This is a genomic window from Tardiphaga sp. OK245, assembly GCF_900108575.1.
Taxonomy (GTDB): domain Bacteria; phylum Pseudomonadota; class Alphaproteobacteria; order Rhizobiales; family Xanthobacteraceae; genus Tardiphaga; species Tardiphaga robiniae.
Genome location: NZ_FNWZ01000001.1, coordinates 777,150 through 791,335, shown reverse-complemented (window position 1 = coordinate 791,335; position 14,186 = coordinate 777,150). Strand labels below are relative to the sequence as shown.

Annotated in this window: 13 protein-coding genes; 5 read left to right on the top strand and 8 right to left on the bottom strand. The window is 59.7% G+C overall.

What is annotated here, in order from left to right; genetic code table 11:
* Positions 1–40: 40 nt before the first annotated feature.
* The 7 genes from BLW80_RS03580 to BLW80_RS03550 all read right to left on the bottom strand — a co-directional run bounded on the left by BLW80_RS03580 (position 41) and on the right by BLW80_RS03550 (position 7,869).
* Entirely contained in the window at positions 41–1,282 is a 1,242-nt protein-coding gene (locus BLW80_RS03580) for an ABC transporter substrate-binding protein (RefSeq protein ID WP_089265442.1), read from the bottom strand.
* Positions 1,283–1,463: 181 nt separating this feature from the next.
* A complete protein-coding gene (locus BLW80_RS03575; RefSeq protein ID WP_093756835.1) occupies positions 1,464–2,705 on the bottom strand; it encodes an ABC transporter substrate-binding protein in 1,242 nt (413 codons plus the stop codon).
* A 176-nt stretch (positions 2,706–2,881) separates the two neighbouring features.
* The gene (locus BLW80_RS03570) at positions 2,882–4,117 is read right to left on the bottom strand and encodes an ABC transporter substrate-binding protein (protein ID WP_093756834.1); all 1,236 of its coding nucleotides are present in this window, start codon (positions 4,115–4,117) and stop codon (positions 2,882–2,884) included.
* Positions 4,118–4,273: 156 nt separating this feature from the next.
* Entirely contained in the window at positions 4,274–5,509 is a 1,236-nt protein-coding gene (locus tag BLW80_RS03565) for an ABC transporter substrate-binding protein (RefSeq protein ID WP_093756833.1), read from the bottom strand.
* A gap of 160 nt (positions 5,510–5,669) precedes the next feature.
* Positions 5,670–6,893 (bottom strand): ABC transporter substrate-binding protein, encoded by a 1,224-nt coding sequence (locus tag BLW80_RS03560; RefSeq protein ID WP_093756832.1) that lies wholly within the window; start codon positions 6,891–6,893, stop codon positions 5,670–5,672.
* A 230-nt stretch (positions 6,894–7,123) separates the two neighbouring features.
* Positions 7,124–7,672 (bottom strand): sigma-70 family RNA polymerase sigma factor, encoded by a 549-nt coding sequence (locus BLW80_RS03555; RefSeq protein WP_068735058.1) that lies wholly within the window; start codon positions 7,670–7,672, stop codon positions 7,124–7,126.
* Positions 7,672–7,869: a NepR family anti-sigma factor gene (locus tag BLW80_RS03550; RefSeq protein ID WP_068735402.1), complete on the bottom strand. Its 198-nt coding sequence runs from the start codon at positions 7,867–7,869 to the stop codon at positions 7,672–7,674. The genes BLW80_RS03555 and BLW80_RS03550 overlap by 1 nt, the downstream gene beginning before the upstream one ends.
* 237 nt (positions 7,870–8,106) lie before the next feature.
* Between BLW80_RS03550 and BLW80_RS03545 the strand changes: the two genes are divergently transcribed.
* The 5 genes from BLW80_RS03545 (at position 8,107) to BLW80_RS03525 (ending at position 13,108) form a co-directional block, all read left to right on the top strand.
* Complete coding sequence (locus BLW80_RS03545; protein WP_068735059.1) at positions 8,107–8,907, top strand: response regulator; 801 nt, start codon at positions 8,107–8,109, stop codon at positions 8,905–8,907.
* A 315-nt stretch (positions 8,908–9,222) separates the two neighbouring features.
* Positions 9,223–10,053 (top strand): ABC transporter ATP-binding protein, encoded by an 831-nt coding sequence (locus tag BLW80_RS03540; RefSeq protein ID WP_093757330.1) that lies wholly within the window; start codon positions 9,223–9,225, stop codon positions 10,051–10,053.
* Between the two features lie 13 nt (positions 10,054–10,066).
* Positions 10,067–10,969, top strand: coding sequence for an ABC transporter permease (locus BLW80_RS03535; RefSeq protein WP_244527993.1), 903 nt, complete (start codon positions 10,067–10,069; stop codon positions 10,967–10,969).
* On the top strand, positions 10,966–12,096 hold the full coding sequence (locus BLW80_RS03530) for an ABC transporter permease (RefSeq protein WP_502688582.1): 1,131 nt from the start codon (positions 10,966–10,968) through the stop codon (positions 12,094–12,096). Before BLW80_RS03535 ends, BLW80_RS03530 begins: the two co-directional genes overlap by 4 nt.
* A 31-nt stretch (positions 12,097–12,127) precedes the next feature.
* Positions 12,128–13,108 carry an ABC transporter substrate-binding protein gene (locus BLW80_RS03525; RefSeq protein WP_093756830.1) on the top strand — a complete coding sequence of 327 codons (981 nt, stop codon included), beginning with the start codon at positions 12,128–12,130 and terminating at the stop codon, positions 13,106–13,108.
* Positions 13,109–13,115: 7 nt separating this feature from the next.
* Here BLW80_RS03525 and BLW80_RS03520 read toward each other — a convergent pair whose 3' ends face one another.
* The gene (locus BLW80_RS03520; RefSeq protein WP_093756829.1) at positions 13,116–14,027 is read right to left on the bottom strand and encodes a LysR family transcriptional regulator; all 912 of its coding nucleotides are present in this window, start codon (positions 14,025–14,027) and stop codon (positions 13,116–13,118) included.
* Positions 14,028–14,186: the final 159 nt, after the last annotated feature.

The window sequence follows — 14,186 nt, the reverse complement described above, 5'->3', positions numbered from 1 at the left end:
GCGCGTAGCTTCGCTGCGCTGGGGAGAGGGGAAGTAAGAGCTAACCGCCCTTGCCGCTTTCGCCGAGTTCACCGGTCAGCACGTCGCCGAACAGTTTCCAGTTCTCTCCTTCGAAACGCATCAGCTGCATCTGCTCGATGGGCGAGAAGTCGGTTGGCGAGGTGTTGACCTTAACGCCCGGCAGGAGCGTCGACTGCTGGACATCCTTCAGGTTCGCCGCCTGCTTCATCACATTGGCGCGGGTGAGATCGTCACCGCACTGCTTGAGCAGGATCGCCATGGTCTCGGCGATATTGTAGCCGGACATCAGCGAGCTGTCCGACGGGTTGCCGTCCGGCACGTATTTGGCGAGAAATTCGCGATAGGCCTTGATGCCCGGATCGTCCTTCCACTGCGGGTCGGTGGCGTCCTTGGAGTAGTGCGCGGAGAGCAAGCCCTGGGCGTTCTCGAAGCCTGCGGGACGCAGCACCTGACCGATCGAGACGCTGACGCCTGGCACGATCATGGTCGGCTTCCAGCCGAGTTCGGCAATCTTCTTGATAGTCTGTGCAGCGAATTTCGGCGTCGCGAAGATGATGACAACATCGGGATTAAGCGACTTCATCTTGACGATGTGGGAATCCACGGTCGGCTCGGTGAGCTCATAGCTCTCCTCGATGACGATGGAGGATGCTTTTTCGCCAAGCCCGTCCTTGACGCCCTTCAGGTAGTCCTTGCCGAAGTCGTCATTCTGAAAGAGCACGCCGATCTTGGCGCCGGCCTTTTCCTTCAAGAGGTACTTGGCATAGATGCGGCCTTCGCTCTGGTAGCTGGGCAGCCAGCCCATGGTCCAGGGGAAGTTCTTCGGATCGGCCCATTTGGTGGCGCCAGTGGCCAGGAACAGTTGCGGCACCTTCTTGGCGTTGAGATATTTCTGGATCGCCGTATTGGACGGCGTGCCGAGCGCCGAGAACATCAAGAGCACTTCGTCGGACTCGACGAGCTTGCGGGTCTGCTCGACAGCCTTCGGTGGCGAATAGGCGTCATCGTAGGAGATGTAGTTGATCATGCGGCCGTTGATGCCGCCCTTGTCGTTGATCATCTTGAAATAGCCGGCCTGTGCCTTGCCGACGGCGCCATAGGCCGAGGCCGGTCCGCTATAGGGCACGATGTTGCCGAGCTTGATTTCGGTGTCGCTGGCGCCGGTGTCGTATTTCTTCTGGGCGAGGACGTGGGTCGAGGAAATGGCGAGCAACATGGTGGCGGCCGAGAGCGACAACAGCCGCGCGGACGTGGCAGACATTTGAGTTCCTTCCCTTGCTTGCAAGGCGAGATTTTCTTGTTCTGCAGGCTCTTTTGCGCCTGCGAGATAGTCATACCGCGATTGCACAATGGCTCAAATGGAAAGCGACCAGAAACGCAACAAGGCCCGCGCTGTTTTTGACGCGGGCCTTAGTATTTTCCGTTATGTGGAATGAAGGCGATCAGCCACCCACGTCAGCGCTAATGACCTCGCCGAACAGCTCCCATTTATCGCCCTTGAAACGCATCAGCTGAAGCTGGCTGATCGGCGCAAAGTCGGTCGCAGACGTGTTGATCTTGATGCCGGGCAGCAGCACCTCGGTTCGGAAGTCCTTCAGGCTGGCCGCCTGCTTCATGACGTTTTCGCGGGTCAGGTTGTCACCGCACTTCTTGAGAACCTCAACCAGCGTCTGGGCGACCCCGTAACCGGTGACGATCAATCCATCGAGCTTGTTGCCTTCCGGAAAATCCTTGTCGAGGAAGGCGAGAAATTCCTTCATGCCGGGGTCGTTGTTCCACTGGGTGTCCGCGACGTCCTTCAGATACGCAGCGGAAATAATGTCCTGCGAGTTTTCGAAGCCGGCCGGCTTCATCACGCTGCCGATCGAGTTGGACACGTTGTTGAGGAAGTGCATCGGTTTCCAGCCGATCTCGGCGGCCTTCTTGATAGCCTGTGCCGCAAATTTCGGCGTCGTGATATTGACGAACACGTCTGCGTTCAACGACTTTAGCTTGACGATGTGATTGTCGATGGTCGGCTCGGAGGTCTCGTAGCTCTCCTCCACCACGATCATCGAAGCGGCCTTTGCGCCAAGCCCGTCCTTCAGGCCCTTGAGGTAGTCCTTGCCGTAGTCATCGTTCTGGTAAAGGACGGCAATCTTCGCGCCGGGCTTTTCCTTCAAAAGATATTTTGCATAGATCTGCGTCTCGCTCTGGTAGTTGGGCTGCCAGCCCATGGTCCAGGGGAAGTCCTTCGGGTCGTTCCACTTGGTGGCGCCGGTGGCCACGAACAGTTGCGGCACCTTCTTGCTGTTCATGTATTTCTGGATCGCCGAGTTCGGCGGTGTGCCGAGCGAGTTGAACACCAGCAGAACTTCGTCCGATTCCACCAGCTTGCGCGCCTGCTCGACGGTCTTTGGCGGCGAATAGGCATCGTCATAACTGATGAAGTTGATCTTGCGGCCGTTGATGCCGCCGGCAGCATTGATCTTCTTGAAATAGGCTTCCTCGGTTTTTCCGATCACGCCATAGGCGGAGGCGGGTCCGCTATAGGGCATGATGTTGCCGATCTTGATTTCGGTGTCCGAGGCGCCGGTGTCGTATTTTTTTTGGGCGAGCGCGCCGGTGGCGGATGCGGCGAGCAAAGCCAAGCCAGCCAAAGAGGCAGCCGGAAGTGCGGCCAGGCGCAGATGGATTGCGGGCATTTCTGATCTCCCTGATCAATTGTGATGTGTCGTGTTTCTTGACGTGGAGCTCTGCGGCTCCTGACGACATTCAACACCCGCGCGGGATCGCCAGCAAGAAAAAGCCCCCGCGACGTGGTCGCGAGAGCGGTATAATTCGTGTTCGCTGATGCAGCAGAGCTGCAGGCGCTGCAGAGTTATTGCGTGACGGCGTCGGCGCTGAAGATCTCGCCGAAGCGCTCCCACTTGTCGCCCTTGAAACGCTGCATCTGCAATTGCGAGATCGGCGCGAAATCGGTGGGCGAGGTATTGATGGTGATGCCCGGCAGTAGCGTGTCGGGGGTAAAGTCCTTCAGGCTGGCGGTCTGCTTCATGACATTCGCCCGGGTCAGGTCGTCGCCGCACATCTGCAGCACCTTGACCAGCGTCTGCGCAGCACCATAGCCATAGACCGTGCTCGAATCCGCCTTGTTGGCGTCCGGCATGTATTTGTCGAGGAACGCGTTCCACTTCTTCATGCCGGGGTCGTCCTTCCACTGGGAGTCGGTGCCGTCCTTGGTGTAGGAGGCCGACAGCACGCCTTGCGCATTGTCGAAGCCGGCAGGCTGCATCACCGCTCCCACGGAGACGCTGACATTGGCGAGAATCTGCAACGGCTTCCAGCCAAGCTCGGCGGTCTTCTTGATAGTCTGTGCCGCGAATTTTGGCGTGGTGAAGATCATCAGCACGTCGGGGTTCGCAGCTTTCAGCTTCACCACATGGGTGTCAATGGTCGGTTCGGCGATCTCGTAACTGTCCTCGATCGTGATCATCGATGCTGCCTTGTCGCCGAGGCCGTCCTTGAAGCCCTTCAGATAGTCCTTGCCGAAATCGTCGTTCTGGTAAAGCACGCCGATTTTTGCGTTCGGCTTCTCCTTCAGAAGATACTTCGCATAGATCTGTGCTTCGCTCTGATAGGAGGGTTGCCAGCCGATCGTCCAGGGGAAGTTCTTTGGATCGTTCCATTTGGTGGCGCCGGTGGCGACGAAAAGCTGCGGCACTTTCTTGCCGTTCAGATATTTCTGGATCGCGGTATTGGACGGCGTGCCGAGTGGGTTGAACACCACCAGTACCTCGTCGCTCTCCACCAGCCTTCGCACCTGCTCCACGGCTTTCGGTGACGAATAGGCGTCATCGTAACTGATGAAGTTGATCTTGCGTCCGTTGATGCCGCCCTGTGCGTTGATCATGTTGAAATAGGCGGTCTCGGTCTTGCCGATCGTTCCATAGGCAGATGCGGGGCCGCTGTAAGGAATGATGTTGCCGATCTTGATTTCAGTATCGGTGGCGCCGGTGTCGTATTTCTTCTGCGCGAGCGCGCTGGACACACTGGCGGCCAGAAGCGCCATAGCAGCAGGCAGTGCTGCAAAGCGCATGGATCGTGCGAGCATCATGGATCTCCGTGATCATTTCTTCCCAGGTCTTTGGTGGAGTTCTGCGACTCCTGTCCGCATTGAATACCCCTGATGCGCCAGTCACAAGAATAAGCCCCTGCGACCAAATCGCAGGGGCTCCGTTGTTCTAGTGGTGCAGTGCAAAGTGCTGCGGCACTAGTCCGGCGCAGTCGTGTCGGCATTGATCACGTCGCCGAACAGCTCCCACTTGTCGCCCTTGAAGCGCATCATTCGCAACTGCGCGATCGGCGCATAGTCGGTGGCCGAGGTGGAGATGGTGATGCCCGGCAGCAGCGTGTCTGGCGCGAAATCCTTGAGGCTTGCCGCCTGCTTCATGACGTTCTCGCGGGTCAGGTTGTCGCCGCACATCTCCAGCACCTTGACCATGGTCTGTGCGGCGCCATAGCCGTAGACGAGGCTGTTGTCGGTGCGATCGGCACCCGGCATGTATTTGTCGATGAAGGCCGACCATTTCTTCATGCCCGCATCGTCTTTCCATTGCGAATCCGCGCCGTCCTTGCGGTAGTCGGCGGACAGGACGCCCTCTGCATTGGCAAAGCCTGCCGGCTGCATCACTGCTCCGACGGAGACGCTGACATTGGTGACGAGCTGCAGCGGCTTCCAGCCGAGTTCACCGATCTTCTTGATGCCTTGAGCCGCGAATTTCGGCGTTACGAAATGGACGACAACATCAGGATTGAGCGACTTCACCTTCACGATGTGGGAATCGATGGTTGGCTCGGAAATCTCATAGCTCTCTTCCGTAACGAGCATCGTGGCGGCCTTGGCGCCCAGCGCTTCCTTGAACGCCTTCTGGTAGTCCTTGCCGAAGTCGTCGTTCTGATAGATCACTGCGACCTTGGCGTTCGGTTTCTCCTTCATCAGGTATTTTGCATAGATCTGTGCTTCGACCGCGTAGCTTGGCTGCCAGCCCATCGTCCACGGGAAGTGCTTCGGATCGTTCCACTTGCTGGCGCCGGTGGCGACGAAGAGTTGTGGCACCTTCTTGGCATTCATGTATTTCTGGAACGCGGTATTCGACGGCGTGCCGAGGGAATTGAAGATGAACAGTGCCTCGTCGCTTTCGACCAGCTTGCGGGCCTGCTCGACCGCCTTGGGCGGCGAATAGGCGTCGTCGTAGCTGATGAAATTGATCTTGCGGCCGTTGATGCCGCCCTGGTCATTGATCATTTTGAAATAGGCGGTTTCGGTCTTGCCGATCAGTCCGTAGGACGAGGCAGGGCCGCTATACGGCATAATGTTGCCGATCGTGATTTCGGTGTCAGTGGCGCCGGTGTCGTATTTCTTCTGGGCCAGCGCGCTGCCGCTGGCCGCGACGCTGAGGGCCGCGGCAACCGATAAAGCCAGTGCGCGCGATCGGATCGAAGGCATTTCAGAACTCCCTGATTTTTATTCGTCTTGTTTTGCGGGCCTTTGCGGCTCCGGCCGGATTGAACACCGTTCGCGTGTATGCGGCAACAAAAAGCCCCTCGCGACGACACCGCGAAGGGCTGCTTTATTGGGCAATGGATATGCCGTCCCCCGGTATAATTCAGCGGCTGATCTCGCCCGAAATCACAGGGCCAAATAACTCCCATTTGTCGCCCTTGAAGCGCATCATCTGCAACTGTTCGATCGGGTAGAAATCAGTCGCGGACGTGTTGAGCTTGACGCCCGGCAGCATCGTGTCCGGCGCGAAGTCCTTCAGGCTGGCGGCTTGCTTCATCACATTGGCACGGGTGAGATCGTCGCCTGCCTGCTTCAGCACCTGAACCATGGTCTGAGCTGCGCCGTAGCCATAGACCACGGAGATGTCGTTGCGGCGGGCGTCCGGCGCGTATTTTGCGAGAAACGCGTAGAAGCGCTGCATGCCGGGGTCATTGTCCCATTGTGGATCTGAGCCGTCCTTGGCGTAATAGGCCGACAGGATGCCTTGCGAAATCTCCTGTCCCGCCGGTTTCAGCACGGAACTGATCGATGCGCTGGCATAGCCCTGGATGTAGAGCGGCTTCCAGCCGAGTTCGGAGACCTTGCGGATACTCTGGACCGCCGACTTGGGTGTCGTGACGCTGATGAACGTATCGGCGCCAGAGGCTTTCAGATTGATGATGTGGCTATCGATGGTCGGCTCGGTGACCTCATAGCTTTCGGCGGCGATCAGCATGCCTCCAGCTTTGTCGCCGAGACCATCTTTCAGGCCCTTCAGCACGTCCTTGCCGAGGTCGTCGTTCTGATAGAGCATCGCGATCTTCGCGTCGGGCTTTTCGTTCAGCAGATATTTCGCATAGATGCGGCCCTCGCTCTCATAGGGCGGCTGCCACGCCATGGTCCACGGGAAAGCCTTGTGATTGCCGAAATAGGTCGCGCCGGCGGCGACGAACAGTTGCGGCACTTTCTTGATGTTGAGATATTTTTGGATCGCCGCATTGGACGGTGTGCCGAGTGGGTTAAACACCACGAGCACCTCGTCCGATTCCACCAGCTTGCGGGCCTGCTCGACGGCCTTGGCCGGATTGTAGGCATCGTCATAGCTGATGAAATTGATCTTGCGGCCGTTGATGCCGCCCTGATCGTTGATCATCCGGAAATAAGCGGCCTCGATGATGCCCGCGATGCCATAGGCCGAAGCCGGCCCGCTATAGGGCATGATGTTGCCGATCTTGATCTCGGTGTCGGATGCGCCGGGATCGTATCGCTTCTGCGCGAGGGCATGGCCGGCGCAGGCGATGCTCAGTGCGGCGGCAAGCGAGATTGTTCGTGGTCGAAAGGCAGGCATCCCGGGTTGGTCCTCGTACAGCAGTCGCGAGGCGTTAATGGCATGTGCATCAACAAAAATCCCCGGCGATGTGAGCGCGAGGGGCACTTTCTGTGTGGCGGAAAGATGGTGGCGGTTCCTTCGCCCCGATTGCGGAAGAAGTCGGCGCGCTGCTGATACGCTCATACCAACTCGCACAAAAAAGCGGCCACCGAAGTGACCGCTTGTCTTGCCTCAATTGTCGGATCGAACTAACCGCCCGATCCGCCGATCACTGCGCGGACGGTATCGTCCGGGCCGAAGTCTTCCGCGCCATCCACATAGAGAAGAGCGCTGAGCTTCGAACGCGCGCGGTTGACGCGGCTCTTGATGGTGCCGACGGCGCAGCCGCAGATCGTGGCCGCGTCCTCATAGGAGAAGCCCGATGCGCCGACGAGAATAAGCGCTTCGCGCTGATCCTGCGGAAGCTTCTCAAGCGCCGCGCGAAACTCCTCAAATTCCAGATGGGCGTTTTGTGCCGGCTGGGTCTTCAGAGTCTTGGCATAGCTGCCGTCCGCATCCTCGACTTCCCGTCGCCGCTTGCGATAGTCCGACCGGAACAGGTTGCGCAGAATGGTGAACAACCACGCAGGGAGATTCGAGCCGACCTGGAAGGAGTCGATATTGGCGAGAGCGCGCAACAGCGTTTCCTGAACGAGGTCATCTGCCCGGTCGCCGTTGCCGGAGAGCGAGATCGCGAAGGCGCGCAGGCTAGGCACCGACGCCAGAATGTCGTCGCGGAGTGAGTCTGTGAGAGGCATTATTCCCCTCCTTCATTTTTGCCGGGATCGCCAGCGATCTGGGCTTGAGCCTCAGCCCCGTCCAGCTTGCGGATCAGCTCCGCAAATCGGTCCGGCACGCCCTGTCGCACGACATCGTCGTACATGGCGCGCAACTGATGCCCGATCCGTGACTGGATTTCGGCGTTTAATCCGCCCTTTGGCTTCACATCTTTCATGACCCGTTCCACATTCCCCAGAAGACATGTCCCTGGAATTTGAGAAATTTTCTTGATTTTTGAAGCCTTTGCGGCGTCTGTCGGCGATCTAATGCGGAGCGTGGCCGAAAGTTCCGACCCGATGGAACTTTTGTCTGGCTGGGGCGTAAACATGCACAACGAGGGAGCCGGATTGTATCCGAATACCCCTTCGACTTTGACGTAGAGTCGTCTTTGACCAGACAGGATGGAGTGGGGATGTCCCGATCACAGCTCGTAGCTGAACACTTGCCGCTGTTGCGGCGCTATGCCCGCGCCCTCACAGGTAACCAGGCCTCAGGCGATGCCTATGTAGGCGCCATGCTGGAAGCGTTGCTGCAGGACCAGTCGTTGCTCGACGAGCAACACGGGGCCCGTGCCGGCTTGTTTCGTCTGTTCACCCAGATTTGGAACTCTGTCGCCTTGAACGACAATCCGGACGTCGCGCCGCTGCAGGCCGCCTCCGAGAAGCGCATTTCCAACATCACTCCGCTGCCACGACAGGCCTTCCTGTTGCTGTCGCTCGAAGGCTTCTCGGAAGAGGAAGTCGCCTTCGTACTCGATGCTGATGTGGCGGAAGTGCGTACGCTGGCCGATACGGCCGGCCGAGAAATGGCCGCCGAAATCGCCACCGACGTTCTCATCATCGAGGACGAGACCTTCATCGCGATGGATCTCGAAAGCCTCGTGAAGAATCTCGGTCATAACGTCATCGGCGTTGCACGCACCCATGCAGATGCGGTTGCGCTCGCAAAGAACAAGAAGCCCGGCCTAATCCTCGCCGATATCCAGCTCGCCGATGGCAGCTCGGGTCTCGATGCGGTGAACGAGTTGCTGCGCATCTTCGAAGTGCCGGTAGTTTTCATCACCGCATATCCGGAGCGTTTCCTGACTGGCGAACGTCCGGAGCCGGCCTTCCTGATCTCGAAGCCGTTCCAGCCCGCGATGGTCTCGGCCGTCGCCAGCCAGGCGCTGTTCTTCCAGCGCAACTCAAAAAACAAGACAGCCAAGGCATCCTGATTTCAAGGCGCCCTAACTTCGGGCGTCCTGATCTCGCTGGTATTGATCGACATCGAAGCGGCTAGGCTATGTGCCCGGCCGCTTTCGTTTGGCCAGAAGCCATCCAGAGCGCGCCGGATGATACCTGCTCAATAAGTCCTCTTCGCTTGCGCAAACTATCAGCGGGCAGAAGGAGGGGGCAGACAGTATTGTGTTGATGCAGCGATCAATGCCGATATCATCCCTCGATAAGCGGCAAATTGCCACGTCCCGCAGGGCTCATAGGCTTTGACGGGCTGGCGGGGCTGCGTGACCCTTCTGGTCGAACCGGTGCGCATGAACTCAACTGCCGACGCTGAACCTCATATCTATCAATCCACAGTGACACGCCCCGTTGCGGTCGATGTCAGCAAGGTGTCGCTCACTTTCGATACGGCCGACGGCACGGTCGAAGCGCTATCCAATGTCGATCTGCAAATCAGTGGCGGGGAGTTCGTCTCCTTCATTGGTCCCTCCGGCTGCGGCAAGACCACGCTGCTGCGTGTGATCGCGGATCTGCAGCAACCAAGCTCTGGCAGCGTCACTGTCAACGGCATGAGCGCAGAGCAGGCGCGACACGGGCGCAATTACGGTTATGTATTTCAGGCGCCCGCATTGTTTCCCTGGCGCAGCATCGAGGCCAACCTCAAGCTGCCGCTGGAATTGATGGGGTTCTCGCCGACCGAACAGAAACAGCGCGCAGCGCGTTATCTGGAGCTGGTCAATCTCACCGGCTTCGAGCGGAAATTTCCCTGGCAGCTCTCCGGCGGCATGCAGCAGCGGGTTTCCATCGCACGGGCGCTGTCGTTCGATCCCGAATTGCTGCTGATGGACGAGCCGTTCGGAGCACTGGATGAGATTGTGCGCGATCATCTCAACGAACAGCTCCTGCAGCTCTGGGCCAAGACCCGCAAGACCGTGTTGTTCGTGACGCATTCGATTCCCGAAGCGGTGTTTCTTTCCACCAAGATCGTGGTGATGTCGCCGCGGCCGGGCCGTATCACTGATATCATCGACTGCAATTTCCGGCGCGACCGCACGCTGGAAATCCGCGAGACACCGGAATTCATGGCCATCGCGCAGCGTGTGCGCACGGGCCTGCGCGCCGGGCACTCCTATGACGAGTAGCACGGTGGATACGATGCCGGTCGCGCGTGCGGCATGGCGCACGCATCCGCTGGTCAAGCGTAGCGCGCCGGTGGTGACCATTGTCGCGGTGCTGATCGTCGTCTGGTACATCGGCGCCGTGCTGATGAACCTGTCGCTTGTGCGCGGCGGCTTCGAGCGCGAGGAAGCGCCTTACACGACGACGGAATTACTGGAAGGCACCATGAGCGCGGAACGGCCGCTGCTGCCGGCGCCGCATCAGGTGGTCGGTGCTTTCATTGACGGCGTGTTCGGCTATGCGCCGACGGCGCCGCGTAGCCTCGTCTATCATTCCATGGTGACGCTGTCGGCGACGCTGCTCGGCTTCGTGCTCGGCGCGCTGCTCGGCATCGTGCTGGCGCTCGCCATCGTGCACAGTCGCGTGCTGGAGCGCAGCTTGATGCCGTGGATCATCTGCTCGCAGATGGTGCCCATATTGGCGCTGGCGCCGATCTTCATTGTGGTGCTCGGTGCCATCGGCCTGCAGGGCCTGCTGCCGAAATCGATTATCTCGGCCTATCTGAGCTTCTTCCCCATCGCCATCGGCATGGTGAAGGGCTTCACCTCGCCCGATCCGATGCAGATGGATCTGATGCGGACATGGTCGGCGACATCTAGGCAGGTGCTGTCGAAACTGCGCTGGCCCTCGGCGGTGCCCTATCTCTTTGCCAGCCTCAAGGTCGCCATCACCATTTCGCTGATCGGCGCCATCGTCGCGGAATTGCCGACCGGCGCGGAAGCCGGCATCGGTGCACGCCTGTTGGCCGGCTCCTATTACGGCCAGACCATCCAGATCTGGTCGGCGCTGGTTGCCGCCGCCGTGCTGGCCTCGGGCCTGATTGCGATTGTGAGCTATGCCGAACGCAAGGTCGCGCAGCGGATGGGGGCGCGGGCATGAATCGTCGCCAGATCCGGCTGGGCTTCATCATGTCGGCGGTGTGCGTGCTGATCACACTGATGCTGCCATTGCCGCTCTCGGGTGTGCCTGTCGCCGCGCTTATGGCGCGCCCGCTGACGTTTCTGCTGACCGGCGTCATCGTGCTTGTGTTCGGTTTCGCCGCCGGCTTTCGCGGTCTTCCGGCCATCGTGATCGGCCTTATCGGGGCAGGCATCACTGCGGATATGACACTGATGCTGCTCCGCGATCCCTTGATCGCCGGCGATGCGGCATCAGGCTTCTGGATGGTCGTGATCGGAGTCTGGCTGGCATCTTGGATCTGCGTCGTCGCGCTCGCGGGGCTGAAACCGCGCAACAGCGCATTTCGGAAGATCATCGATCTCGCCATTCCGCTGCTGTTCGGTGCGGCAGTGTTCTATCTCTGGGAGGTCGTGGTGCGCGGCGCCGGCGTGCCGCCGGTGCTGCTGCCGTCGCCGAGCGCTGCCGCTACGAAATTCATGGCGTCGCTGCCGATATTGGGCGCGGATTTCGTGCAGACCTTCATCCGTGGTGTGCTGATCGGCTATGCCATCGGCTGCGGCGCCGGGCTTCTGGTGGCGATCCTCGCGCATCGCTTTGAATTTCTCGGCCGCGGGCTGCTACCCTTGGGTAACTTCTTCTCGGCACTGCCGCTGGTTGGCGTCGCGCCGATCATGGTCATGTGGTTCGGCTTCGACTGGCCGTCGAAGGCCGCGGTCGTGGCGCTGGTGACATTCTTCCCGATGCTGGTGAATGCGTTGGCCGGTCTGCAAGCTGCCGGCGATATCGAGCGTGACCTGATGCGCTCCTACGGCGCGAGCTATGCCCAGACTCTCATCAAGTTGTATCTTCCCGCTGCTCTACCTTTCATCTTCAATGCACTGAAGATCAATGCCACACTGGCCCTGATCGGTGCCATCGTCGCGGAATTCTTCGGCACGCCGACGCAAGGCATCGGCTTTCGAATTTCCACCGAAGCCGGGCGCATGGCGCTCGATATGGTGTGGGCGGAGATCGCGCTGGCCGCGATCGCGGGAATGGCATTTTATGGACTTGTTGCGCTCGCCGAGCGCGTGACGACGTTTTGGCATCCATCCATGCGGACCTAGTTCGGCAGGTTCGCCAATTCTGGAGTTGAGCATGAAGAAGATCATGGCATTCGGCGCAGCGATGGCTCTCTCGCTTGGCTCCGCGCAAGCGGCGGACAAGGTCACCATCCAACTCAAATGGGTCGCACAGGCCCAGTTCGCCGGCTACTTCGTCGCCAAGGAGAAGGGCTTCTACAAGGACGCCGGGCTCGACGTGACGATCAAGCCGGGCGGTCCCGATGTCGCCCCACCGCAAGTGATCGCGGGCGGCGGTGCCGATGTGGTGGTGGACTGGATGCCGTCGGCGCTGGCCTCGCGCGAGAAGGGCGTGCCGCTGGTGAATATTTCGCAGACCTTCAAGAAGTCCGGGCTCGAACTCACCTGCCGCGCAGAAACCGGCATCAAGAAGCCGACCGATCTGAAGGGCAAGGTTACCGGCGTCTGGTACGGCGGCAACGAATATCCGTTCCTCTCCTGGATGTCGAAGCTGGGCTACAAGACCGATGGCTCGCCGGCGGGTGTCAAGATCATCAAGCAGGGCTTCAATGTCGATCCGCTGCTGCAGAAGCAGGCCGATTGCGTGTCGACCATGGCCTATAACGAATATTGGCAGGTGATCGACGGCGGCTACAAGCCGAGCCAGCTCACCGTGTTCAAATATGAGGACGAGGGCGTCGCCACGCTAGAGGATGGTCTCTGGGTGCTCGACAAGAACCTCAAGGACCCCGCCTTCGTCGCCAAGATGGCGAAGTTCGTGAAGGCGTCGATGAAGGGCTGGGACTATGCCAAGGCTAATCCGGACGAAGCCGTGAAGATCATCCTGGCTGGCGACTCCACGGGCGCCAAGACTGCCAAAGACCAGAAGCGCATGATGACCGAGGTCAGCAAGTTGCTCGGCGATGCTAATGGCAAGCTCGACGTCAAGGACTATGATCGCACCGTTGCGACGCTGATGTCTGGCGGTTCGGATCCCGTGATTACCAAGAAGCCGGAAGGTGCCTACAGCTTCGCGGTCTATGAGGCGATGAAGTAATTGCGCATCATCGGCGTGCGAACAATGGCTGCGCGCCGATTGATTTGGCAAGGTGATCGCCAAAGGCTTCGCTGATCGGCGGCAGGGTGCGGCCGTTTTTCTTGATGATTGTGATGGCGCGTGAGAAGTCCGCGACGTCGATCTGCCGCGAGCGCAGGTCCGGCTCCGCGCCGATTTCGCGTGCGGAGCCTGGCAGGATGGTGATGCCCAGCCCGGCGCGCACCATGGCGATGGCCGTCATCATATAGGTCGCCTCGCAGGTCGGCTGCGCGACGTGTCCCGCGGTCAGGAAGGCGCTGTCGACGACCGCGCGGACGCTGGTCGCGGGATCCATCAGCACCAGCGGATATTTCATCAGATCGTCGATGGTGACCTTGCGGATGCCGCCGATCGGGTGCTTCGCCGGAAACACCACATGCATGCGGTCGCGCACTTCGAGCAGCACTTCCACGTCGTGGCCGGTGACGCTGCCGCCCATGATGCCGAGATCGACCTCTTCTGAGCGGACGAGGTCAAGGACGCGGTTGGCGATCACGTCCTTCAGGACGAAAGATGTGCCGGGCTGCAACTCGCGAAACGACTTGATGGCCTCGGGCAGGGCACCCGCGGCGACTGAGGGAAGCGCCGCGATCCGGACGATGCCCCGGCGCTTGGCCGCGATATCGCGAGTATCCACGACGACGGCATCGAGATCGCGGATCATGCGCTGAAACACCGGCAGCAGTTCGCGGCCGACCCGCGTCAGTTCGACGGAGCGGGTGTTGCGATCGAACAGTTTCACCTCGAGGGTTTCTTCGAGGCGCCTGATCTGAACCGTCAGCGTCGGCTGCGCCAGATGCAGCAACTCCGCGGCGCGGGTGAAGCTGCCGGCTTGGGCGACGACGACGAAAGACCGGATCTGCCGCAGATTCACATCCATAGAGAATTTCTATCAATGGGATAGAATTAATTCAATTGAATAGAGGGAAGCTTCTGGCTTCAATGCCCGAAAGCGACATGCGCGTGATCGCCTGCTCGGGCCTGTGGCGCGTCCGTCAAAAAGCGATCGGGAGATGGGCATGCGGCGATCGCGTTATTC